The sequence below is a fragment of the Curtobacterium sp. SORGH_AS_0776 genome (assembly GCF_031453355.1).
In the GTDB taxonomy this organism is placed as follows: Bacteria; Actinomycetota; Actinomycetes; order Actinomycetales; family Microbacteriaceae; genus Curtobacterium.
This window is the reverse complement of the sequence record NZ_JAVIYU010000001.1, coordinates 3,145,761-3,168,238: the sequence shown is the minus strand read 5'-3', so window position 1 is coordinate 3,168,238 and position 22,478 is coordinate 3,145,761. Positions and strand designations below refer to the sequence as shown.

At 72.1% G+C, this 22,478-nt stretch carries 21 protein-coding genes; 12 read left to right on the top strand and 9 right to left on the bottom strand.

From position 1 onward, the window contains the following. Positions 1-6: 6 nt before the first annotated feature. Positions 7-492: a DUF3515 family protein gene (locus tag QE359_RS15500; protein ID WP_071302177.1), complete on the bottom strand. Its 486-nt coding sequence runs from the start codon at positions 490-492 to the stop codon at positions 7-9. A gap of 24 nt (positions 493-516) precedes the next feature. On the opposite strand from QE359_RS15500, the gene thiL reads away from it, so the two are divergent. Beyond that, positions 517-1,524: a thiamine-phosphate kinase gene (thiL, locus tag QE359_RS15495; RefSeq protein WP_309779856.1), complete on the top strand. Its 1,008-nt coding sequence runs from the start codon at positions 517-519 to the stop codon at positions 1,522-1,524. Between the two features lie 40 nt (positions 1,525-1,564). Here thiL and QE359_RS15490 read toward each other — a convergent pair whose 3' ends face one another. Then, a complete protein-coding gene (locus tag QE359_RS15490) occupies positions 1,565-2,128 on the bottom strand; it encodes an RsmD family RNA methyltransferase (RefSeq protein WP_070416420.1) in 564 nt (187 codons plus the stop codon). A gap of 129 nt (positions 2,129-2,257) precedes the next feature. Here QE359_RS15490 and QE359_RS15485 point away from each other — a divergent pair, with 129 nt between their 5' ends. From QE359_RS15485 to QE359_RS15455, 7 genes are all read left to right on the top strand, one after another. Further along, positions 2,258-4,447, top strand: a complete 2,190-nt coding sequence (locus QE359_RS15485; protein ID WP_309780444.1) for an ATP-dependent DNA helicase RecG — start codon at positions 2,258-2,260, stop codon at positions 4,445-4,447. A gap of 20 nt (positions 4,448-4,467) precedes the next feature. Next, entirely contained in the window at positions 4,468-4,962 is a 495-nt protein-coding gene (gene coaD / locus QE359_RS15480; protein WP_070416419.1) for a pantetheine-phosphate adenylyltransferase, read from the top strand. An 87-nt stretch (positions 4,963-5,049) separates the two neighbouring features. Beyond that, positions 5,050-5,652: a DUF177 domain-containing protein gene (locus QE359_RS15475; RefSeq protein ID WP_070416418.1), complete on the top strand. Its 603-nt coding sequence runs from the start codon at positions 5,050-5,052 to the stop codon at positions 5,650-5,652. A 47-nt stretch (positions 5,653-5,699) separates the two neighbouring features. Next, positions 5,700-5,903 (top strand): 50S ribosomal protein L32, encoded by a 204-nt coding sequence (rpmF, locus tag QE359_RS15470; RefSeq protein WP_022905230.1) that lies wholly within the window; start codon positions 5,700-5,702, stop codon positions 5,901-5,903. A gap of 13 nt (positions 5,904-5,916) precedes the next feature. Beyond that, the gene (rnc, locus tag QE359_RS15465; protein ID WP_229086630.1) at positions 5,917-6,642 is read left to right on the top strand and encodes a ribonuclease III; all 726 of its coding nucleotides are present in this window, start codon (positions 5,917-5,919) and stop codon (positions 6,640-6,642) included. A gap of 4 nt (positions 6,643-6,646) precedes the next feature. Then, a complete protein-coding gene (gene mutM / locus QE359_RS15460; protein ID WP_309779854.1) occupies positions 6,647-7,618 on the top strand; it encodes a bifunctional DNA-formamidopyrimidine glycosylase/DNA-(apurinic or apyrimidinic site) lyase in 972 nt (323 codons plus the stop codon). A gap of 32 nt (positions 7,619-7,650) precedes the next feature. Continuing rightward, positions 7,651-11,454, top strand: coding sequence for an AAA family ATPase (locus QE359_RS15455; protein ID WP_309779853.1), 3,804 nt, complete (start codon positions 7,651-7,653; stop codon positions 11,452-11,454). A 164-nt stretch (positions 11,455-11,618) separates the two neighbouring features. Here the strand turns inward: QE359_RS15455 and QE359_RS15450 are convergent, their stop codons facing one another. After that, the gene (locus QE359_RS15450; protein WP_309779852.1) at positions 11,619-12,647 is read right to left on the bottom strand and encodes a TerC family protein; all 1,029 of its coding nucleotides are present in this window, start codon (positions 12,645-12,647) and stop codon (positions 11,619-11,621) included. Positions 12,648-12,865: 218 nt separating this feature from the next. Here QE359_RS15450 and ftsY point away from each other — a divergent pair, with 218 nt between their 5' ends. Together ftsY and QE359_RS15440 are read left to right on the top strand one after the other, a co-directional pair. Then, complete coding sequence (ftsY, locus tag QE359_RS15445) at positions 12,866-13,735, top strand: signal recognition particle-docking protein FtsY (protein WP_070416414.1); 870 nt, start codon at positions 12,866-12,868, stop codon at positions 13,733-13,735. A gap of 58 nt (positions 13,736-13,793) precedes the next feature. Beyond that, a complete protein-coding gene (locus tag QE359_RS15440) occupies positions 13,794-13,952 on the top strand; it encodes a DUF4175 domain-containing protein (protein WP_139199230.1) in 159 nt (52 codons plus the stop codon). A 96-nt stretch (positions 13,953-14,048) separates the two neighbouring features. Here QE359_RS15440 and lipA read toward each other — a convergent pair whose 3' ends face one another. The 3 genes from lipA to QE359_RS15425 all read right to left on the bottom strand — a co-directional run bounded on the left by lipA (position 14,049) and on the right by QE359_RS15425 (position 16,333). Continuing rightward, positions 14,049-15,032 (bottom strand): lipoyl synthase, encoded by a 984-nt coding sequence (gene lipA, locus QE359_RS15435; RefSeq protein WP_309779850.1) that lies wholly within the window; start codon positions 15,030-15,032, stop codon positions 14,049-14,051. After that, on the bottom strand, positions 15,029-15,736 hold the full coding sequence (gene lipB / locus QE359_RS15430; protein WP_309779849.1) for a lipoyl(octanoyl) transferase LipB: 708 nt from the start codon (positions 15,734-15,736) through the stop codon (positions 15,029-15,031). The genes lipA and lipB overlap by 4 nt, the downstream gene beginning before the upstream one ends. 63 nt (positions 15,737-15,799) lie before the next feature. Continuing rightward, entirely contained in the window at positions 15,800-16,333 is a 534-nt protein-coding gene (locus QE359_RS15425; RefSeq protein ID WP_309779848.1) for a hypothetical protein, read from the bottom strand. 59 nt (positions 16,334-16,392) lie between these two features. On the opposite strand from QE359_RS15425, the gene QE359_RS15420 reads away from it, so the two are divergent. Both QE359_RS15420 and ffh read left to right on the top strand, forming a co-directional pair. Then, a complete protein-coding gene (locus QE359_RS15420; protein WP_309779847.1) occupies positions 16,393-17,106 on the top strand; it encodes a VOC family protein in 714 nt (237 codons plus the stop codon). A 44-nt stretch (positions 17,107-17,150) separates the two neighbouring features. Continuing rightward, on the top strand, positions 17,151-18,701 hold the full coding sequence (gene ffh, locus QE359_RS15415; protein ID WP_022905829.1) for a signal recognition particle protein: 1,551 nt from the start codon (positions 17,151-17,153) through the stop codon (positions 18,699-18,701). Positions 18,702-18,775: 74 nt separating this feature from the next. Here the strand turns inward: ffh and QE359_RS15410 are convergent, their stop codons facing one another. From QE359_RS15410 to QE359_RS15400, 3 genes are all read right to left on the bottom strand, one after another. Further along, positions 18,776-20,020 (bottom strand): ATP-binding protein, encoded by a 1,245-nt coding sequence (locus tag QE359_RS15410; protein ID WP_309779846.1) that lies wholly within the window; start codon positions 20,018-20,020, stop codon positions 18,776-18,778. A gap of 23 nt (positions 20,021-20,043) precedes the next feature. Continuing rightward, positions 20,044-21,180, bottom strand: coding sequence for a tetratricopeptide repeat protein (locus tag QE359_RS15405; protein WP_309779845.1), 1,137 nt, complete (start codon positions 21,178-21,180; stop codon positions 20,044-20,046). 99 nt (positions 21,181-21,279) lie between these two features. Then, a complete protein-coding gene (locus QE359_RS15400) occupies positions 21,280-22,419 on the bottom strand; it encodes a glutamate--cysteine ligase (protein ID WP_217637395.1) in 1,140 nt (379 codons plus the stop codon). Between the last annotated feature and the right edge of the window lie 59 nt (positions 22,420-22,478).

Here is a 22,478-nt window from a genome sequence, read left to right as displayed (position 1 = left end):
CCGGGCCTACTGGTCGACGTCGGACGGGTCCAGGCACTGGTGCCCGTCCTTCGGGAGCGTCGACACCGCGTCGGTGACGTCCTGCACGACCTGGTTCGTGGTCTTCGTCGCGTCGATGACGAGCTGGACCGCCGGCGACCGCCCGAAGGTCGTGTAGACGATCTGCCCGCCACGGTCGTCCCGGATCCAGTCGACGTCACCGAGCGAGAAGCACGGCAGGTCGGAGACCGTCGGGACGGCCACACCGCAGTGGTACAGGGCCACCTCGGGGTCGCCCCACGCCGCCGTCGACTGGGCGTTCGTGTTCCGCAGGTCGAACTTCGAGTCGACCGCTGCCGGCAGCCGGACCTGCACGGCCGCGCACGCGGCGGCGTCCGCGGAGGGCGCCGGGGACATCGCGACGGCGTTCGTGCAGCCGGTCAGACCGGCCGCGAGGGCGATCACGACGCCCACGATCGCGGTCTTCCGGGTGGGGCGGCGCACGGTGTCCATCGACGTCCAGGCTACCGTTCTCGTGTGGACGCGACGTACGACGCCTGGGCCGGACCGACCGTGGGGGAGCTCGGCGAACTCATCGTCCTCGACCGCATCGTGCGCCGGTTGCCCGCCGGAGCGCCGCTGCTCGGCCCCGGCGACGACTGCGCGGTCGTGGCGGCACCGGACGGCCGGTTCGTGGTGACCACGGACATGATGGTGCACGGGCCGGACTTCCGCTGGGCCTGGTCCGCACCCGAGGACGTCGGGTGGAAGGCCGCGGCGACGAACCTGTCCGACGTCGCCGCGATGGGTGCGGTGCCGACCGGTCTCGTGATCGCCCTGGCGGCACCGCAGGACACCCCCGTGGCGGTGCTCGAGTCCTTCGCGGACGGGGTGCGCCTGGCGGTCGACGCCCTGGCGCCCGGCTGCGGTGTCGTCGGCGGGGACCTCTCCACGTCGTCGGCGTTCACGGTGTCGGTGACGGCGTTCGGCGACCTGGAGGGCCGTGCCCCCGTCGTCCGTTCTGGTGCCCGCCCCGGGGACGTCCTCGCCGTCTCGGGGGAGCTCGGGCCGGCGGCGCGTGGGTTGACGCGGCTCTTCCGCGAGGGTGTGGACGCCGGCGGCGAACCCTCCCGCGAGGCGGTCGTGGCGAGCGGCGCGGACACGGACCCCGACGTCGGACGACAGCGGCGCCCGGTCCCGCCGATCGCGGACGGGCCACGCGCGGCGTCCGCGGGGGCGACGGCGATGCTCGACCTCTCCGACGGGCTGGCGATCGACGCCGGACGGCTCGCCCGGGCCAGCCGGGTGACACTGGCGCTCGACGAGGCCTCCGGCACCGGGCCCGTCATCGACGAGGTGGCGCTGCACGGCGGCGAGGACCACGGGCTGCTCGCCGCGTTCCCGCCCGGTGCCCCGCTGCCCGGGGGGTTCCGTCGGATCGGCGTCGTGCTCGACCGGGGCGATGCGGACCTCGTGCGCGGGGGAGTGCCCGTGCCGACGACCGGCTGGGACCCCTACGCCGACTGGGACGGCGCGGCCGGCTGACCGGTTCGCGGGCGCGGCGTCAGCGGGCGTGGGCGCGGCATCAGGCGGCGGCGACCACGGCCTCCCACGCGACGGTCTCGCCGTAGCTCCGCTTGCTGAACGGCTCGAGCCCCGCGGGCCACGTCGGCTCGGGGGAGCGCTTGCTCCGCTCCACGACGACCACCGCGGCCGCCGTGAGCCGCGGCACGAGCGTCTCGAGCACCTCGGCCAGCTCGTGCTCGGTGACGTCGTACGGCGGGTCGATGAACACCAGGTCGAACGTCCGGACGGTGCCGCGCAGGTACCCGAGCACCGGCTGCGGCTGCACGTCGATCCGCACGCCGGGAACCCGCTGCTGCACGGCCTTCGCGTTCGCCCGGCAGGCCTGCGCTGCCGCCGACGCCCGGTCGACGAGCACGACCTCGACCGCACCGCGGGACGCCGCCTCGAGCCCGAGGGCGCCCGTGCCGGCGTAGAGGTCGGCGACGGAGGTGTCGTCGACGAGCCCGCGTGCCTCGAGCGACGAGAACAGCGCCTCGCGCACCCGGTCGCTCGTCGGCCGCGTGCCGGACTTCGGCACCCGGAGCGTCGTGGAGCCGGCGGCGCCGGCGATGATGCGGGTCATGCAGCCACCGTAGCGGGCCGCCGGGCGCTCCAGGAGTTCTCCACGGGCGGTCCAGGAGGCGCGGATCGCGTCGGTGCCGCCGGGTACCGTTGACGTGTGGTCACGACCGGAACGACAACCGAGCCGGCGGTGCCGGACCTCGGCCCCGCACCGCTCGACGCGCGGTTGTCGACCGTCCTCGGTGGACGGACGGCGAGCGCGATCGAGAAGGCGTTCGGGTACCGCACGGTCGGCGAGTTCCTCGAGCACGCACCCCGGCGCTACGCCGAACGCGGCGCCCTGACCGCGCTCGACTCCCTCGCGATCGGCGAGTCGGTGACGATCGTGGCCGAGGTCGTCGACGTCCGCGAACGGACGATGCGTGCGCGCCGCGGCTCGATCCTCGAAGCCAAGATCGGTGACGGCAAGGGGCTGCTCACCCTGACGTTCTTCAACCAGGGCTGGCGGACGAAGGACCTCGTGCCCGGTGCCCGTGGCATCTTCTCCGGCAAGGTCGGCGACTACCGCGGCGCACGGCAGCTCGCCCACCCCGACTACGAGCTGTTCGACCGCGACGACCCCCGGGCGACGGCGGACCCCGAGTCCGAGGAAGCCATCCGCTTCTCGCGCCAGCCGATCCCGATCTACCCGGCGACGTCGACGCTGACCTCGTGGCAGATCGCCAAGTCGATGGCGCTCGTGCTCGACACGCTGCCCGACGTCCCGGACCCGATCCCCGCCCGGGTGCGGACCCGGCTCGACCTCGTGCCGTTCCGCAAGGCCCTCGAACTCCTGCACCGCCCCGAGAAGGTCGCGGACTTCAAGCGCGCGCAGGACGCCCTCCGCTACCGCGAGGCGTTCGTGCTCCAGACCGCCCTCGTGCAGCGCCGGATCGCCGCGCGTGCCACGGCCGCGACGCCGCGCTCCGCCGCGCCCGGCGGGATCCTCGAACGCTTCGACGCCACGCTGCCGTTCACGCTCACGGACGACCAGCGGTCGGTCGGCGCCGAGATCGCCCACGACCTGGCGGCGGACTGGCCGATGCACCGCCTCGTACAGGGCGAGGTCGGCTCCGGCAAGACCCTCGTGGCGATCCGGGCGATGCTCACCGTGGCCGAGTCCGGCGGGCAGTCGGCGCTCATCGCCCCGACCGAGGTCCTCGCGGCGCAGCACCTCCGGTCGATCGTGAAGTTCCTCGGCCCCGACCTCGCGGCCGAGCTCCGGCCGGTGATCCTCACGGGGTCGCAGTCGACGGACGAACGGCGGCGGGCCCTGCTCGCAGCGGCGTCCGGCAGCTCGCGGCTGGTGGTCGGCACGCACGCGCTCCTCGGCGACCGGGTGGACTTCGCCGAGCTCGGCCTCGTCGTGGTGGACGAGCAGCACCGCTTCGGGGTCGAACAGCGCGAAGCACTCCGCACGAAGGGGGCCACACCGCCGCACGTGCTCGTCCTCACCGCGACGCCCATCCCGCGCACGGTGGCGATGACGGTGTTCGGCGACCTTGACGTCTCGACGATCACCGGGCTGCCCTCCGGCCGCGCCGGCGTCGAGACCTTCACGGTGCCGCTCGCCGAGCACCCGGGCTGGGAGTCCCGCATCTGGACCCGCATGGCCGAGGAACTCGCCGACGGCCGACAGGCCTTCGTGGTGTGCCCGGCGATCGACGACGCCCACACGGAAGACGACGGCGAGCCCGACCCGGCGAACGACGACGCCCCGAAGCGCGCCCCGGCCACCGTGCTCGCCACGGCGGAACGGATGCGGACGATGCCCGTGCTCGCCGACCGCCGGATCGAGGTCCTGCACGGTCGCATGACGGCGGACGAGAAGGACCGCGTGATGACCTCCTTCGCGGCCGGCACGGTCGACGTCCTCGTGGCGACGACCGTGATCGAGGTCGGCGTCGACGTGCCGAACGCCTCGATGATGGCCGTGCTCGACGCCGACCGGTTCGGCGTCTCGCAGCTCCACCAGCTCCGCGGGCGCATCGGCCGCGGCCAGTACGCCGGCGTGTGCCTGCTCGTGACCGCGGCCGAGGCCGAGACGACCTCGCGGGAACGGGTCGACGCGGTGTCGGCGTCCGACGACGGGTTCGAGCTCGCGCGGGTCGACCTCGAGCTCCGGCGCGAGGGCGACGTGCTCGGCGAACGGCAGTCGGGTGGGCGGTCGTCGCTCAACCTGCTGCGCGTCGTGGAGCACGCCGACCTCATCGTCGACGCGCGCGAGGAAGCCGAGCGCGTGCTGGAGCCCGATCCGCAGCTCGACGGGCACCCCGCGCTCCGCGAAGCCCTGGCCCGGCGGCTCGACGAGTCCGACGCCGCGTTCCTCGGCAAGAACTGAACGCCGGTATCGTCGCTGGCATGGCGCAGATCGCGGTGGTCCCCGGTTCCTTCGATCCCGTGACCCTCGGGCACCTCGACGTGATCGGGCGTGCGGCGGGGCTCTTCGACGAGGTGCACGTGCTCGTCGTGCACAACCCCGACAAGCGACCGGCGATGTTCGACGCGGTCGACCGTGTCCGCCTCATCGAGGAGTCGCTCGTCGAGACGGGCGTGTCCGACAACGTCCGGGTCGGGGAGTGGACCTCGGGGTTGCTCGTCGACTACTGCCGGCAGGTCGGTGCGAAGGTCCTCGTCAAGGGCGTCCGATCCGGCGAGGACGTCGCGTACGAGACCCCGATGGCGATCATGAACCGCCACCTCGCCGACGTCGAGACGGTGTTCCTGCTGCCCGAGGCCGCCCGCGCCCACGTGTCGAGCTCGCTCATCCGTCAGGTGGCGTCCCTCGGCGGCGACGTGACCCCGTACGTGCCGCAGGTGGTCGCGGCGGCCCTCCACGAGCACACCGGGCGCTGAGCGCCGGACGCACGGAACCGGACACGCCTGCTCCCGCCTCGACTCGCAGGCCCGAGCGATGTAGGCTTGTCGATCGTGTCTTCCCACGTGAACAGCCCCTACGCCCTGCGCGTGCGCGACCTCGCGCACCGGCCGGGCGAGATGCGCGAGCACTCGCTCGACATCGCGGTGCCGGATGCGATGGGAGCCGGTGTCATCTCCGTCCGCGAAGGCGCAGAGATGCACATCGACCTCCGGCTCGAGGGCCTGCACGAGGGGGTCCTCGTCTCCGGGCACGCCAGCGCCGAGGCCGAGGGCGAGTGCTCCCGGTGTCTCATCGACATCAGCGAGCCCGTCGAGGTCGATTTCGCCGAGCTGTTCGCGTATGATGCCTCGGAGGATTTCGACTTCTTCGTTCACGATGACCACGTGGATTGTGAACAGGTCGTTCGAGATGCGGTGGTGCTGGCGCTGCCGTTCCAGCCGGTCTGCCGACCGGACTGCCCAGGCCTCGACCCGGTGACGGGCGAGCGACTGGCCGACATCGGCGAGCAGCGCGCTCACGAGGTCCTGGACCCGCGGTGGGCTGCGCTGAGCGGCATCACCCTCGACGACGCGACGAGCGGCGGCGAGGACACCGACGCAGCCAGCACGACCACGCCCCAGACCACCGAGGGTCAGGAGCGGTCCGACGCCGACCAGGCCGACTGACCGCCGCCCCTCGCCACTGACCACCGACCAACCGAAAGAGAACCACCATGGCCGTTCCCAAGCGCAAGCAGTCCCGTGCCAACACGCACGCCCGTCGTTCGCAGTGGAAGGCCGCGCCGGTCCAGCTCGTGAAGACGATCGAGAACGGCAAGGTCACCTACAGCCTCCCGCACCGCGCCAAGGTCGTCGAGGACTCCGCCGGCACGCCCCTGTACATGGAGTACAAGGGCCGCAAGGTCGCCGACGTCTGATCGGACCACACGCATGACAGCGACGTCCGGCGCCACGGGGTCCCGCCCCGTGGGGCCGGACGTCGTTCGTCTGCAGGGGATTCTCGGGGCCGACATCGACCTCGAGCTCCTGCAGCTCGCCCTGACCCACCGCTCGTACGCGTACGAGCACGGTGGCATCGGGCACAACGAACGCCTCGAATTCCTCGGGGACTCGATCCTCGGCCAGGCCGTGACCGTGAAGCTCTACCGGTCCTTCCCCGACCTCGACGAAGGCGACCTCGCCAAGCGGCGCGCGAGCCTGGTGTCGACGGTCGCCCTCGCCGAGATCGCCCGCATGATCGGGCTCGGACAGTACCTCCGGCTCGGCAAGGGCGAAGAGCAAACCGGCGGCCGCGACAAGTCGTCGATCCTCGCCGACACGGTCGAGGCCGTGATCGGCGCGACCTACCTCTCCGCCGGCCCCGACCCGGCGACCGCGCTGGTGCTCCGGCTGGTCGAACCGCTCCTCATCGACCCGGACCGCTTCGGCGCCGCGATGGACCCGAAGACGAGCCTGCAGGAACTCGCGTCGAGCCTGTCGCTCGGCAACCCGTCGTACCGCGTGACCGAGGCCGGTCCCGACCACGACAAGACCTTCCACGCCACGGTCGTGCTCCAGGGCGAGGACGTCTCCACCGGCACCGGGTCGAGCAAGAAGACCGCCGAGATGGCAGCGGCGCTCCAGGCGTGGACGCAGCTCTCCGGCCGGGCGGCCTGACCGCGTGCCCGAACTGCCCGAGGTCGAGGTCGTCCGCGCCGGCCTCGAACCCGCCGTCAGCGGCGCGCGGGTCCTGCACGTGGACGTCGTCGACGACCGGGCACTGACCCGGCACGACGGTCCGGCCGAGGACTTCGCCGACCGCCTGACCGGTCGCACCATCGCCGCCGCGGTCCGTCGTGGCAAGTTCCTCTGGATGCCCCTGCAGCCCGAGCACGAGGGCGACCGACCCGAGGCCCTCGTGGCCCACCTCGGCATGAGCGGTCAGATCCTGCTCGGCCGCGGGCGCGAGGCGGCGAAGCACCGACGGATCCTCCTCGACGTCCAGCCCACCGGCACCGACCGCGACGGCTCCCCGGAGCCACCGGTCGAGCTCGAGTTCGTCGACCAGCGCACGTTCGGCTCGATGGCGATCGACGAGATGGTCCCGACGATCGACGGGGCGCCGGCCGGTTCCGCCGGACACGTCGACGAGGTCGATCCCGACGCCGTGTGGCGCCGGAGCATCCCGAAGCAGGTGTCGCACATCGCCCGCGACCCGCTCGACCCCGCGTTCGACGACGACCGCTTCATCGCCACCGCCCGGAAGCGCTCGAGCGGCATCAAGCGCGTCCTGCTCGACCAGGGCTTCGTGAGCGGCATCGGGAACATCTACGCCGACGAGTCCCTCTGGGCGGCCAGGCTGCACTACGACCGCCCGGCCGAGCGGCTGACCCGCGCCGACCTGCACGGCCTCCTGGCTGAGGTGCGGCACGTCCTCGGCCGTGCGCTGGAGGACGGCGGCACGAGCTTCGACGCGCAGTACGTCAACGTGAACGGGCAGTCCGGGTACTTCTCGCAGCGGTTGCACGTGTACGGGCAGCAGGGGAAGCCGTGCCCCCGGTGCGGCACCACGATCGTGCGTGAGGCCTTCATGAACCGATCGAGCCACATCTGCCCCGTGTGCCAACCACGCCCACGCCGTCGCACGCGTTAGCCTGACGCCCAACCAGAGCATCCGGAGACCGCATGTACTTGAAGAGCCTGACCATCAAGGGGTTCAAGTCCTTCGCGCAGCCGACGACGTTCGCGTTCGAACCGGGCGTCACGTGCATCGTCGGCCCGAACGGCTCCGGCAAGTCCAACGTCGTGGACGCCCTCGCGTGGGTGATGGGGGAGCAGGGGGCGAAGACCCTCCGTGGCAGCAAGATGGAGGACGTCATCTTCGCGGGCACCTCGACGCGCGGTCCGCTCGGCCGTGCGCAGGTGCTGCTGACGATCGACAACGCCGACGGCCTGCTGCCGATCGAGTACTCCGAGGTCACGATCTCCCGCACGCTTTTCCGCAACGGCGGCAGCGAGTACGCGATCAACGGCGAGAACTGCCGCCTGCTCGACGTCCAGGAGCTCCTGAGCGACACCGGCCTCGGCCGTGAGATGCACGTCATCGTCGGCCAGGGCCAGCTCGACAAGGTCCTCCACGCGACTCCCGAGGACCGCCGCGGCTTCATCGAGGAGGCCGCCGGCATCCTGAAGCACCGTCGACGCAAGGAGAAGACCCTCCGCAAGCTCGACGCGATGCAGACGAACCTGACGCGCCTGTCCGACCTCGCGGGGGAGATCCGCCGCCAGCTGAAGCCCCTCGGACGCCAGGCCGAGGTCGCGCGCAAGGCCCAGTCGGTCGCAGCGGTCGCCCGTGACGCCAAGGCCCGCATCCTCGCCGACGACGTCGTCCGCCTGCGCCGCGAGCTCCACGAGCACCAGGAGGTCGAGGCCGGACGCAAGTCCGAGCGCATCGTGCTGCAGGAACGGCTCGACCAGACCCGTGCCCGCCAGCAGCACGTCGAGCAGAGCATGGTCGGCGACGACGTCGACCGCGCCCGCACGGTGGTGCACCGGCTGGAGAGCGTGCAGGAGCGGCTCCGCGGCCTGTCGAGCCTGGCGAACCAGCGCCTGATGTTCCTCGCGCAGCAGGCCGACGCTCCGCAGCAGGGCCCCACGATCACGCCGGAGCAGGTGCAGGGCGTCCGGAACGAAGCCGACCGGCTCGAGGCGCAGGCGGCGGAGATGACCGGCGGCACGGCGGTGGCGGCGCAGCGGGTGCAGGCGGCCCGTGCGGCGCTCGACGCCCTCGACGAACGGATCGCCGCCCAGGCCGCCCTCGTCTCGCAGCACGACCTCGAGGCCCAGCGCCTCGGTTCCGCGGTGGACGTGGCGACGTCGAAGCGCGGCTCCGCGGCGGCCGACCGGGAACGGCGAGAGCGGGCGCTGGCCGAGGCAGGGGAGCGGTCCGAACGGGCGGCTGCGGCCCTCGCCGAACTCGGCGCGGACCCGTCCGAGGGCATCGACGAGGACGCGCTGACCGCCGCGCTCGAGACCGCCCGCGAGCAGCAGGAAGCGGCCCAGGCGGCGCGTGACGAACTCCGTGACCGCCTGCACACCCTCGAGCGCGAACGGGACGCCCTGGACGCCCGTGTCGCCGCGCTCGGCATGTCGATCGACGTCCGTGACGGTTCGCAGGCGCTCATCGAGGCCGGGCGCGACGGCATCGTGGGTCGCCTCGCGGATCGTCTCAGCGTGACGCCCGGGTTCGAAGGGGCGATCGCGATCGCCCTCGACGGGCTCGCCGACGCTGTCCTCGCCGACGACCGGTCCGTCGCGCTCGACGCCGTCGCGCACGCCCGCACCGAGGACATCGGACGCATCGACGTCGTGGTCGCGGACGCCGACGCCCCGCCGTCCGGACTGCCCGCGCGGCTCCCGGCCGGGGTCCGCCGCGCACTCGATCTCGTGCAGGGTCCGCCGGGGATCGCCGCGATCCTGCGGGACACGCTCGTCGCGGACACCGACGGGGTCGACCTGGAGGCGGTGCTCACCGCCGCCCCGCAGGCCACGGTGGTGACGCGGTCCGGTGACCTCGTCCGTGCGGTCCGCGTGACGGGCGGCGGGGAGCGCGTGACCTCGCGCATCGAACTCGTCGCGGAACGCGACGACGCCGTGACCCGCCGCGACGCGATCGCGCGCGACGCCGAGGACGCGGCCACGCGCCTCCAGGCCGCCCGCACCGCCGTCGAGGACGCACGTCGCGCGGCGGACGATGCGGACGCGGCCTCGCGCGCCCACGCCCGGGCGAAGGCGGAGTACGACCGGACCAGCGCGTCGACCCGCGCGAAGGTGGAGAACGCGGCCGCCGAGGTCGAGCGACTGCGTGCGGCCCTCGCCGAGACCGACGGCGCGGTCGAGGCTGCCGAGGCGGCCCTGGCCGAGGCTGAACGCGCACGCCAGGAGTTCGCCGACCGTCCGCGCCCCGTCGTCGACGCGTCCGAGCGCCCCGGGCTGCAGGACGCGCTCGAGGCCGCACGCGCCGCCGAGATCGAGCAACGCATCCAGGTCGAGACCGTCCGCGAGCGTGTCCGTGCGGAGCGGACCCGCGCCGACCAGCTGGAGCGGCAGCTCGAGGCCGAACGTGCCGCAGCGGCGGAGGCCGCACGACTCGCCGTGATCCGCCGTGGGCAGATCGCCGTCGCCGAGGACGTGCTCGCCGACCTGCCCGGGCTGCTCGGTGCCGTCGACCGGTCCCTCGCCGAGGCCCGCGTGCAGCTCGCCACCGAGGAGGCCGAGCGGTCGAAGCGGAACACCGAGCTCCAGACGATCCGGAACGAGGAGCGCGAACTCCGCGACCGCCTGCAGTCCATCACCGACGGCGTGCACTCGCTCGAGATGGAGATCTACGAGAAGAAGCTGCACGTGTCCGGCGTGCTCGACCGGGCGCAGAGCGAGCTCGGGCTCGTCGAGGCCGTGCTGGTCGCCGAATACGGGCCGCACGTGCCGGTGCCGGTGGACGTCCTGATCGACCCCCGGGTCCTCGCCCGGAAGCACCGCGACGCCGAGCGGGCCGCCGCTGCCGCCGCGGCGGGGACGGCCCTGGACGGCGCCGTGCCGGAGGCGGCGGCGGAGGACGGGGCCGAGCCGCGCCTCCAGTCCGACGACTCGCCGACCGACGCCGACTCGCCGACCGACGCCGACCCGACCACCGACACCGACGACGACCTGGTCGAACTGGTCGACGCGGAGTCGACGCTCCCGGGCGGCCCCGCCCTGCCCGAGTTCGACGCCACCGAGGACGTCGACCCCGCCGACGTCGAGACGGTGCCGTACGTCCGCGCCGAGCAGGAGCGACGGCTCAAGGCGGCCGAGCGGGACCTCGGCCAGCTCGGCAAGGTGAACCCGCTCGCGCTGGAGGAGTTCCAGGCGCTCGAACAGCGCCACGCGTTCCTCGCCGAGCAGCTCGAGGACCTGCAGAAGACCCGGACCGACCTCATGACGATCATCGACGAGCTCGACCAGAAGATGCAGACGATCTTCGAGTCCGCGTTCGACGACACGAAGGAGGCGTTCGACGTCATCTTCCCGATCCTCTTCCCCGGCGGCTCCGGGTCGATCACGCTGACGAACCCCGACGACCTGCTGAACACCGGCATCGAGGTGCAGGTGAAGCCCGCCGGCAAGAAGATCGACCGGCTGACCCTGCTGTCCGGCGGCGAGCGGTCCCTGGCCGCGGTGGCGCTGCTCGTGGCGATCTTCACCGCCCGCCCGTCGCCGTTCTACATCATGGACGAGGTCGAGGCGGCGCTCGACGACGCCAACCTCGGGCGGCTGCTGACGGTGTTCGAGCGGCTGCGGGCGTCGTCGCAGCTCATCGTGATCACGCACCAGAAGCGCACGATGGAGATCGCGGACGCGCTGTACGGGGTCTCGATGCGGCAGGACGGCGTCTCCGCCGTCGTCGGCCAGCGGGTGCAGAAGCGGTCCCCGGAGCCGGCGGTCGCGTAGGCCCGAGTCCGAGACTCGGCTCCGCGGACAGTTTCGTGCCCTCGCGACCACGAAACTGTCCGCCTGGCCGAGTCTCGGCGCGCCGCCGGCCTGCGGGACCACACGACGGACGGGAGGCGCGGTGCCAGCTGGCACCGCGCCTCCCGTCTGGCGTGTGGCCGCGACTAGTGCGCGTCGGCCTCGACGGCCTCCTTCGGCTCGCCCGTCGGGGTGAGCCCGCGCTCCTGGCGACGCTTCGACACCACGAGCGACGCCACCGTGGCGACCGCGATCGTCAGCATGATGAAGCCCAGCGAGAACCAGATCGGGATCTCCGGAGCCCACTCGATGTGCTCGCCGCCGTTGATGAAGGGCAGCTCGTTGACGTGCATGGCGTGGAAGACGAGCTTGACGCCGATGAACCCGAGGATGACCGCGAGGCCCTGCCCGAGGTAGATGAGGCGTTCGAGCAGCCCGGCGATGAGGAAGTACAGCTGACGGAGCCCGAGCAGCGAGAACGCGTTCGCGGTGAACACGATGAAGGCGTCCTGCGTCAGCCCGAAGATCGCGGGGATCGAGTCGAGCGCGAAGAGCACGTCGGTGAGGCCGATCGCGACCATCACGAGCAGCATCGGCGTGAACAGGCGCTTGCCGTCGACCTTCGTGGTGAGGCGGTCGCCGTCGTAGTGGTCCGAGGTCGGGATGACGCGCTTGAGGATCCGGATCAGGCGGGAGTCACCCTCGTCGCCGCCGTGGTCGTTGCCGCTGCGGGCCTGCGACCAGGCGAGCCAGAAGAGCAGCGCGCCGAACAGGTAGAACACCCACGAGAAGTTGTCGATGATCGTGACGCCGAGGGCGATGAAGATGCCGCGTGCGACGAGGGCGATCGCGACGCCGACGAGCAGGACCTTCTGCTGGAACTCCTTCGGCACGGCGAAGCTCGTCATGATGATGAGGAATACGAACAGGTTGTCGACCGACAGTGCCTTCTCGGTCAGCCACCCGGCGAAGTACTCACCGCCGGCCTGTCCGCCGCCGAAGACGAGGATGCCGACACCGAACAGGATCGCGAGCCCGACGTAGAACGCCGACCAGAACGCGGATTCCCTGATGTGCGGGACGTGCGGGGTGCGCACGTGCGAGAAGAAGTCGAACACCAGCAGCGCGAGGATGCCTGCGATGGTGAGGAGCCAGACGAAGAGTGGGACGTCCACGGGTTTCCTTCAGGTCGATGGGCGCAACCAGGTGGTGGGTACGCCGAGGCCTGAAGGTCTCTTCCGCCGCGGTCCGCACGATGTGTCGACCACGACCGGCGCCCCGGGCCCGGATCGTTCCGGACCGTACTGACGGGGACACCGAGGAGGAATACTCCCCTTCGTGGTGTCGAGCGTACCGGGCGCCGCCCACATGCGCCGCGCTCTAAGCTGGGAACATGGCGAGTTCCTGGTCACTGTCCTCCCGGCTGCGCGGGCTGTTCCAGCGCAAGACGATCGACGAGACCACGTGGGAGGACCTCGAGACGGCGCTCATCGGTGCGGACTTCGGCCCGGACATCGCCGACGAGATCATCGAGGACCTCCACGCGCGCGTCGACCGCTACGGCACGACGGACCCCGCCGACCTCCAGCGGATGCTGCGCGAGGTGCTCGAGGAACGGCTGTCGAAGCTCGACACCACGCTGAAGCTCAGCAACCGGCCGGCGGTCGTGCTCGTCGTCGGGGTGAACGGCGTCGGCAAGACCACGACCATCGGCAAGTTCGCGAAGTTCCTCAAGACGTACGACCGCACCGTGCTCGTCGGTGCGGCGGACACCTTCCGCGCCGCCGCGGTCGAGCAGGTCGCGACGTGGGCGGAGCGAGCGGGCGTCGAGGTCGTGCGACCGGCCCAGCCCGGGCAGGACCCGGCGTCGGTCGCCTACCAGACGGTCGAGAAGGCCATCAGGGACAACACCGAGATCGTCGTCATCGACACCGCCGGCCGACTGCACACCAAGGCCGGGCTGATGGACGAGCTCACCAAGATCAAGCGCGTGGTCGAGAAGCAGACCGAGATCGCCGAGGTCCTGCTCGTGCTCGACGCCACGACCGGCCAGAACGGCCTCGCGCAGGCGCAGGCGTTCATCGAGGGCGCGGGCGTCACCGGCCTCGTCATCACCAAGCTCGACGGCTCGGCCAAGGCCGGGTTCGTGCTGAGCGTGCAGGAGAAGACGGGCATCCCGATCAAGCTCATCGGCCAGGGCGAGGGCATCAACGACCTCACCGGTTTCACCCCGCACGTGTTCGTGCAGAACCTCGTCGGCTGATTGCGGGTACCGTCTGCGCAGTACAGGGATCGTCCAGGTACACGGAAGGAGCCCTCACATGCCCGCTCTGCTGATCATCGCGATCATCGTCGGCCTCGTCCTGCTCTTCAGCGGCATCTTCGTCGGTGCCCTGAAGTTCCTGCTGTGGGTCGGGATCGTCCTCATCATCCTGGCCGTCATCGGCTGGCTGCTCAGGAGCATCCGCGGTCGCGCGTAGCGACCGACGCGTCCGTCACGGACGCATGCGCGGAACGGGAGGCGCGGTGCCAGCTGGCACCGCGCCTCCCGTCCGTCGTCCGTCCGGTCCCAGCGCTCAGACGGCCTGGCGACCCGGCGTCGCGTCGAGCAGGTGCGACAGGTGCTCCGGCACCGTGCCGCCACGGGTGACCGTGGCACGCGCCCAGAGGCGCCCGGCCCGGTAGGACGACCGGACCAGCGGCCCGGCGAGGACCCCGGCGAAGCCCATCTCCTCGGCCACCTCGCGCAGGGCGACGAACTCCTCGGGTGCGACCCACCGCGCGACCGGCAGGTGCCGCGGCGACGGGCGGAGGTACTGCGTCAGCGTGATGATGTCCGTGCCGGCGTCGTACAACCGCTGCAGGGCGTCCTCGATCTCGATGCGCTCCTCGCCCATGCCGAGGATCAGGTTCGACTTCGTGACCAGCCCCGCGTCGCGTCCCTGCGTGATGACGTCGAGGGAGCGCTCGAAGGTGAACGCCGGGCGGATGCGCTTGAAGATCCGGGGCACGGTCTCGACGTTGTGGGCGAAGACCTCGGGACGGGCGGCGAACACCTGCCCGAGCTGGTCCGGGCGGCCGTTGAAATCGGGCACGAGGATCTCGACGCCGGTGCCGGGGGAGTGCTCGTGGATCTGGCGGATCGTCTCCGCGTAGAGCCAGGCGCCACCGTCGGGCAGGTCGTCGCGGGCCACACCGGTGACCGTGGCGTACTTGAGGCCCATCTCGGCGACGGAGTCCGCGACACGGCGGGGCTCGTCGCGGTCGAGCGGCTCGGGCTTGCCGGTGTCGATCTGGCAGAAGTCGCAGCGGCGCGTGCACTGCGAGCCGCCGATGAGGAAGGTGGCCTCGCGGTCCTCCCAGCACTCGAAGATGTTCGGGCAGCCGGCCTCCTGGCAGACGGTGTGCAGCTGCTTGCTCCGCACAAGGCCGGACAGCTCGCGGAACTCCGGGCCCTGGGTGGCGCGGGTCTTGATCCACGCCGGCTTGGTCTCGATCGGGGTCTCGGCATTGCGGGCCTCGACGCGGAGCATCCGGCGGCCTTCGGGGGCGAGGGTCATACGAGGGTCTCCTGTCGTGTGGGCGTGGTGGCGGGCGTGCCCGCGGCGCTGCTGATCCGGTGTCCGGCGTGCATGCCCCGCTCTGCGGCGCGGAGGCGGTCGAGCACCACGGGGACGATCTCGTCGACCGTCACGGTGCGACCTGCTGCGCGGCTGAGGGTGGTCACCCCCGCGTCGCTGATCCCGCACGGCACGATCGCGGCGTAGGCGTCGAGGCTGTTCGTGCAGTTGATCGCGAGGCCGTGGCTCGTCACCCCCTCGGCGACGTGCAGGCCGATCGCGCCGACCTTGGCGTGCGGGGCACCGGCCGGGCCGGGGACCCAGGCGCCGCTGCGTCCCGGGACCCGCTCGGCGAGCACACCCACGGCGGCCGCCGCGTCGACGATGACCTGCTCGAGGTCCCGCACCCAGGCGACGACGTCGAGCGGCTCGGCCAGCCGGACGATCGGGTACGCGACGAGCTGCCCCGGTCCGTGCCAGGTGATCCGTCCGCCGCGGTCGACGTCGACCACGGGGGAGCCGTCCGTCGGCAGGTCGGACGGTTCGGTGCGACGCCCGGCGGTGTACACGGACGGGTGCTCGCACAGGACGACGGCCCCGGGTGAGCGGCCGGCGACGACGTCGGCGTGGAGGGCCCGCTGCAGTGCGAGTCCCTCGGCGTGGTCCAGCAACCCGGACGGGCGCACGATGTCGAGTTCCGGCATGCGCGCCAGGCTACGACAGTTTCTGTACTCCGTCCAACAACGGCATCGACGGGTGTCCGGAGGTCACGGCACGCGGACGTCCTGCCACGTTGCCGTGCGGAGCTCCTCCTCGTACAGCGCACGAGCCCGTGGCAGGTGGCGTCGTTCGACCGCGAAGACGTGCACCGCGATGCCCGCCCACAGCACCCCGGGGAAGAGCGCGAGCACGACGTCCTGCCAGTCGGTCGCGTCGAACAGCTGCGGGACGACCAGCGCGAGGATCAGGACGGCCAGGACCGCGGAGAGCCACGCGAACCAGCTGGTCCGGTCCACGAAGTGTGCGAGCCACCGGACCCGCCGTCGGGCGGGGACGCCGACCGGCTCCGGACCCCCTCGAACCCACTCCCGCAGCGCCCGCTGGGTGGCGTACCCGCCGATGGTGGCCCAGGCGACGACGACGAGGACGGTCACGAGCACCCCTGCGCCGATGCCGACGGCCACGACGGTCGACACCGGGATCGCGAACCGTGACGCGAACACGGCGGCGGCGAACCCGCAGAGCAGTGCGACGGCAGCGGCACGGGCCCAGCCGCCGAGGTCGATCTCCCGGAGGTGCATGCGTCGGACAGTAGTCCGGGGCTTGACCTGAAGTGCGGTTGAGGGTGTCGGGTGGGGCCATGCACATCCGCCAGGTCCAGCTCGCCACCCGCTCCCTCGACGACACCGTCCGCTTCTACGAGCGACTCGGGTGCGCCGTGCTCGCCGACGACGACTCGGTCCGGGTCACCGTCGGGTCGTCGCAGCTCGTCTTCCGGGAGCTCGACGGGATGACCGGGGCGCACCACCTCGCGTTCACGATCCCGACCGGGACGTTCGCGGACGCGAAGCGCCGGGTGGCCGAGGTCGCGACGGTGCTCGGGGCGGACGGTGCCGACGAGTTCGAGGGGCCGGCGGGCTGGGACTCGCGGTCGGTGTACTTCGAGGGGCCTGACCGGCAGCTGCTCGAGCTCATCGAGCGACGGGAGCTCCCCGACGGCGACGCCGCGCCGACCGGCGGACAGGGCGCGTCGGCCGCCGGGCAGGCCGCGCCGGCCGACGGGCACGCCGCGCCGCTCGCCCCGCTGCTCGTGTCGGTCAGTGAGGTCGGCATCGCCGTCCCGGACGTCCCCGGGGCGGTCGAGACGCTCAGCCAGCACGGACTCGACCCCTACGCCGACCCGCCGGGGCCCGACTTCGCCCCCGTCGGCGACGTCGACGGGCTGCTCATCCTGGTGTCGCCCGGTCGGCAGTGGTTCCCGACGCTCGACCGAGCCCCGTCGTCGGCTCCGGTGGTGGTCGATCTCGGGCTCGGCACGACGGTGGAACTCGCCGAGGGCGTCCTCCTGCGGTGAACGGGCGAGAGCGTCCGGGCCGGGCCTTGTAGAATCGACGGATCATGGCGCAATTCGGTTCACTCTCCGATCGGCTGACCGAGACCTTCCGCAACCTGCGGAGCAAGGGTCGGCTGACTCCGTCCGACGTCGACGGCACCGTCCGCGAGATCCGGCGGGCGCTCCTCGACGCCGACGTCGCGCTCGAGGTCGTCAAGGCGTTCACCGCAGCCGTCCGCGAGCGGGCCCTCTCCGACGAGGTCAACCGTGCGCTCAACCCGGCGCAGCAGGTCGTCCAGATCGTCAACGAGGAACTCGTCGGCATCCTCGGCGGCCAGCAGCGGCGTCTCGAGTTCGCGAAGCGGCCCCCGACGGTCATCATGCTCGCGGGCCTCCAGGGCGCCGGCAAGACCACGCTCGCCGGCAAGCTCGGCAAGTGGCTCAAGAAGGACGGCCACACGCCGATGCTCGTCGCGGCGGACCTCCAGCGTCCGAACGCCGTGCAGCAGCTGCAGGTCGTCGGCGAACAGGCCGGCGTGCACGTCTTCGCGCCGGAGCCCGGCAACGGCGTCGGCGACCCGGTCAAGGTCGCGAAGAACGCCATCAAGGCCGCGGTCGACCAGCAGTACGACACCGTCATCGTGGACACCGCCGGTCGTCTCGGCGTCGACGCCGAGCTCATGAAGCAGGCCGCGAACATCCGCAAGGCCGTCGACCCCGACGAGGTCCTCTTCGTCATCGACGCGATGATCGGTCAGGACGCGGTCAACACCGCCCGCGCCTTCCAGGAAGGCGTCGACTTCACCGGCGTCGTCCTCTCGAAGCTCGACGGCGACGCCCGCGGTGGTGCGGCCCTGTCGGTCGCCAGCGTGACCGGCCGTCCGATCATGTTCGCCTCCACGGGCGAGGGGCTCGACGACTTCGAGCCGTTCCACCCGGACCGCATGGCGAGCCGCATCCTCGACCTCGGTGACATCCTCTCCCTCATCGAGCAGGCGCAGGGTGCCTTCGACGAGGAAGAAGCGCGCAAGGTCGCCGAGAAGATCGCGAGCGACTCGTTCACGCTCAACGACTTCCTCGAGCAGATGCAGCAGCTCCGCAAGGCCGGCTCGATCAAGGGCATGCTCGGCATGCTCCCCGGCGCCAAGGGCATGCGCGAGGCGCTCGACAACTTCGACGAGCGCGAGATCGTCCGCACCGAGGCGATCATCCAGTCGATGACCCCGCAGGAGCGCGAGCTGCCGAAGCTCCTCAACGGCTCCCGCCGCCTCCGCATCGCCAAGGGTGCCGGCTCCACCGTGACCGAGGTCAACGCCCTCGTGAACCGGTTCGAGCAGGCCGCGAAGATGATGAAGACCGTCGCCCGCGGTGGCGTCCCGCAGATGCCCGGCATGGGGCCGATCCCCGGTATGCACGGCGGCAAGAAGCAGCAGCAGGGCGGCAAGAAGAAGTCCAAGGTCGGCAACCCGGCGAAGCGTGCGGCGCTCGCCGCGGGTGCGGCCGCGGCGCCGCAGCAGGCGCCGAAGGGGTCCGGTCTCGGGCTCGGCGGCGGCAAGGGCGGCAAGGCGCCGACCGAGGAAGAGCTCGCGTCGCTGCAGAAGTTCCTGGGTCGCTGACGCGGCTCGCGATCGCAACCAGTTGACTGACTGGAGGCGCGGTGCCGGCTGGCACCGCGCCTCCCGTCCGTCGGTCAGCGCTTGGACCGCTTGAGCCAGGCCCGCAGGTCGGCGTACGTCCCGTCGTCCTCGCCGAAGAGGACGACGTTGCGCGCGGCGTCCAGCCAGGCACCGGTGGACGGGCGCACCTCACCGAGGGCACCGAGCAGGTCCCCCATGCCGATCAGCCGGACCGACCCGGTCGTGACGCTGTCCATGAGCGCCCGTTCCGCGGCGACCTCGCAGACGTAGGCGATGTCCGCGCCCGAGAACCCCTCGGTGCGCTTCGCGAGCGCTGCGGCGTCGATGCCCTCGACGGGTCGGTCCCGCAGGTGGCTGCGGAAGACCGCCTCGCGCGCGGGGGCGTCCGGCGGCAGCACGAGCACGGTGCGGTCGAGCCGTCCGGGTCGGCGGAGCGCGGGGTCGACGTCCCAGGGCTGGTTCGTCGCCGCCAGGACGAACACGCCCTCGTTCCCGCCGTCGATGCCGTCCAGCTCGGTGAGGAGCTGGTTCACCATCCCGCGGACGTGCGAGCTCCGGGTCTGACTGCGCCGTTGTCCGAGCGCGTCGACCTCGTCGAAGAACACCACGCAGGGCGCCGCAGCCCGGGCGGCGCGGAACACGGCCTCGATGTTCCGTTCGCTCTGGCCGACGTAGGGGTCGAGCACGTCGGTGATCGAGACGCTCATGAACCGTGCGCCGAGTTCGCCCGCGACGGCCCGGGCGATGAACGTCTTGCCACAGCCTGGCGGCCCGTACAGGAGCAGGCCACCGCGGAGGCTCTTGCCGTAGAGCGTGCGCAGCTCGGGATTCGCGAGCGGTGCGAGGAACGCCGCGGTCAGGCGCTGCTTCACGGTCTCCATGCCACCGACGTCGGCGAACCGGACACCCGCGCGCTCGACGGAGAACGCCGACGCGGGGTCCGGGTCCGGGCCGTCGTCGTCGACGAACGCCGGTTCGACGATGTGCTCCACCTGCTGCTCGGCGGCGTGCCAGTCGAACCCGGTCGCGGACGGGGGACCGGCGTCGTCCGTCGCGGCGTCGTCCGGTCCGGGCGCGGCGGGGCCGGCCGTCGCGTGGGGTTGCAGTGCCTCGAGCATGAGCGCCCGGGCCGCGGCGTCGTCGGGGGCGACCGAGACCGCTGCCGCCGCTTCGGTCGTGGCCTCGACCCGGCGCCCCGCGTCGAGGAGCAGGCGGCCGAGGTGGACCCGGAGCGTGACGTCCTCCGGAGCGGCCACCACGGCTCGCCGGATCGCGTCGATCAGTGGGTCGTCGTCCATCGGGACTCCTCGTCCGTCGTCGTTCACCACGGGTTCCCCCAGCCGTCGTCGCCGTGGTCGGTCCGGCCCTCGTCGACCTCCTGCCGCACGGGCGTGGTCTTCGGGAACGCGCGCATCGTGCTCCGGATGCGCACCGAGGCGACGACCACCCCGACGAACACGAGTCCCTGTGCCACCACGGCCGCGACCGGCGGGAGGAAGAGCCCCACGACCGAGACGGCCGTCGCGGCCCCGAGCACGCCGACGGTCGTCGTCCACCCGGGGACCGCCCGTCGCGCCGCGCGCACGAGGAACCCCGTCCGGGGCCGGGTCTCGGCGGCGAACCGGAGCACGACGACCACCACGAGCGCGAGTCCGATCACCGGCGGGAGCGTCGTGTACCAGCGGCCGGTGTCCGACGGCGCGTCGAGGGAGACCAGGTACTGGAAGCCGGTCATCAGGGCGCCGGCACCGAGTCCGAACCGGATGCGCGCGGGCGGGTTGAGGACCCCGACGACGAGGTTCCGTCGGGCGAGCGCGTTCGTGGGGTCCGTCGCGAGGATCCCGGCGAACGCGAGCGCGGACTCGCCGTCGTGACCCCGCCGGAGTCGCGACACCGCGAAGTTGTGCCGTGCGCCGCGGTCCTCCGGGGCGAGCTCGAGGCCGCGTCGGTAGGCGGCCTGGGCGTCGCGCTGCCGTCCTGCCGCGAGCAGGAGGTCGCCGTGTCGGCGGTGCGCCATCGGTTCGAGCGGCGCCAGCCGCACGGTCTCGTAGCTCGCACGGAGCGCCTCGGGTCGACGACGCTCGTCGAGCCAGAGGGCGTCGGCCACCGCGAGGTGTGCGAGCCACGACCCGGGATCGGCCTCGACGGATCGGCGCGCGGCGGCGACGGCTCCGGTCTGGTCACCCGAGCGGATCAGGGTCGTCGAGAGGATCCGGAGTGCGACGGAGTCGGTGGGGGCGAGGCCGACCGCGCGTCGGGCCTCGTCCTGGGCCTCGTCCGGACGGTCGAGCGCCAGGAGGGCCAGCGCCCGGACGCGGTGCCCGGCGACCGAAGCGCCCTGGTCCCGTTCGACGACGGCGAGGTCGGCGAGGGCGTCGGCGGGCCGTCCCGCGTCGATCAGCGCGGCCGCGCGCTGGACGGTCGGCCCTGCTCCGCGTTCCGCGTTCCCCCCTGTCACAGGGGAACTGTAGCGGTCGCGCGGACTCCCGCACGTCCCCCAGGACGGGAGGCGCAGTGCCGGCCGGCACCGCGCCTCCCGTTCGTCGGACGGTGACGGTCAGAGCGAGTCGCGCAGCTCGGTGACCAGGTGCCGGACGACGGCGCGGAGGTCCCCGCCGTTCTCCTGCGCGACCTGCAACTGCCGCTGGTAGGAGGCACCGTCCGCGATCATCGTGTCGAGGTGGTGCAGCTCCTGCTGGCACCCGAGACGGTCCGCCACCGGGTCGAGCCGCTGCACGAGGTCGTGCACCTCGTCGGTCACGAGCCGCTCGTCGCCGGCCGCGTTCGTGATGATCTCGGCCTCCATGCCGTACCGGGCCGCGCGCCACTTGTTCTCGCGGACGAACCAGGGCTGCATGGTCGGCAGGGTCTCGCCGGCGTCGAGCCGGTCGGACATCTCGGTGACGAGGCACTGGACGAGCGCGGTCACGGCCCCGACCTCGTGCAGGGTCGAGATGCCGTCGGAGACGCGGTTCTCGAGGGTGCCCCAGCCGGGCGACGGGCGGATGTCCCAGCGGAGGTCCTTGACGCCCTCGATGACGCCGGTGCGGGTGAGGTCGTCGACGACCTCCTCGAAGTTCGCCCACGCGCCGAGTGCCGGCGGCAGGCCACCGGTCGGCAGCTGCTGGAACATCAGGGCGCGGTTCGAGGCGTACCCGGTGTCGGTCCCCGCCCAGAACGGGCTCGAGGCGGTGAAGGCCTGCAGGTGCGGGACGTACGCGAGCATCGCGCCGAGGATCGGCAGCGCCTTGTCGCGGTCGTCGATGCCGACGTGGACATGCACGCCCCAGATGAGCATCTGACGGCCCCACCACCGGGTGCGGTCGATGAGGGTCGTGTAGTGCTCGCTGTCCGGCGTGATCTCCTGCTGGTCCCACACGGCGAAGGGGTGGGTGCCGGCGCACATGACCTGCGCGTCGAGCGGTTCGGCGGCGTCGACGACCTCGCCGATGATGCCGGACAGCTCGCTCGTGGCACCGCTCACCCGCGAGTGGACGCCGGTGACGACCTCGACCGTGTTCGTCAGAAGCTCCTCGGTCACCCGGTCGTGATCACCGAGCCGCTGCTGCACCGCCTGGATGACGGCGGGGGCACGCGGGGTCAGGTCGCCGGTGTCCCGGTCGACCAGGGGGAGCTCCCACTCGACGCCGATGGTCGACGGGCGGGACTCGGTGAAACGGATGTCCATGCTGTACATCCTGCCCGGCTCCTTGTCGGACACGCACAAGGAACCGCACTCCCGGTCGTGCGGATCCG

Excerpts from the sequence above, each read along its gene's own strand:
- QE359_RS15420 (WP_309779847.1), top strand. The coding sequence starts at position 16,393 with ATGCACATCCGCCAGGTCCAGCTCGCCACCCGCTCCCTCGACGACACC.
- QE359_RS15410 (WP_309779846.1), bottom strand. The coding sequence starts at position 20,020 with ATGGACGACGACCCACTGATCGACGCGATCCGGCGAGCCGTGGTGGCC.
- lipB (WP_309779849.1), bottom strand. The coding sequence starts at position 15,736 with ATGCCGGAACTCGACATCGTGCGCCCGTCCGGGTTGCTGGACCACGCC.
- QE359_RS15425 (WP_309779848.1), bottom strand. The coding sequence starts at position 16,333 with ATGCACCTCCGGGAGATCGACCTCGGCGGCTGGGCCCGTGCCGCTGCC.
- ffh (WP_022905829.1), top strand. The coding sequence starts at position 17,151 with ATGGCGCAATTCGGTTCACTCTCCGATCGGCTGACCGAGACCTTCCGC.
- rpmF (WP_022905230.1), top strand. The coding sequence starts at position 5,700 with ATGGCCGTTCCCAAGCGCAAGCAGTCCCGTGCCAACACGCACGCCCGT.
- QE359_RS15500 (WP_071302177.1), bottom strand. The coding sequence starts at position 492 with ATGGACACCGTGCGCCGCCCCACCCGGAAGACCGCGATCGTGGGCGTC.
- lipA (WP_309779850.1), bottom strand. The coding sequence starts at position 15,032 with ATGACCCTCGCCCCCGAAGGCCGCCGGATGCTCCGCGTCGAGGCCCGC.
- QE359_RS15490 (WP_070416420.1), bottom strand. The coding sequence starts at position 2,128 with ATGACCCGCATCATCGCCGGCGCCGCCGGCTCCACGACGCTCCGGGTG.
- QE359_RS15455 (WP_309779853.1), top strand. The coding sequence starts at position 7,651 with ATGTACTTGAAGAGCCTGACCATCAAGGGGTTCAAGTCCTTCGCGCAG.
- QE359_RS15400 (WP_217637395.1), bottom strand. The coding sequence starts at position 22,419 with ATGTACAGCATGGACATCCGTTTCACCGAGTCCCGCCCGTCGACCATC.
- QE359_RS15440 (WP_139199230.1), top strand. The coding sequence starts at position 13,794 with ATGCCCGCTCTGCTGATCATCGCGATCATCGTCGGCCTCGTCCTGCTC.
- rnc (WP_229086630.1), top strand. The coding sequence starts at position 5,917 with ATGACAGCGACGTCCGGCGCCACGGGGTCCCGCCCCGTGGGGCCGGAC.
- coaD (WP_070416419.1), top strand. The coding sequence starts at position 4,468 with ATGGCGCAGATCGCGGTGGTCCCCGGTTCCTTCGATCCCGTGACCCTC.
- ftsY (WP_070416414.1), top strand. The coding sequence starts at position 12,866 with ATGGCGAGTTCCTGGTCACTGTCCTCCCGGCTGCGCGGGCTGTTCCAG.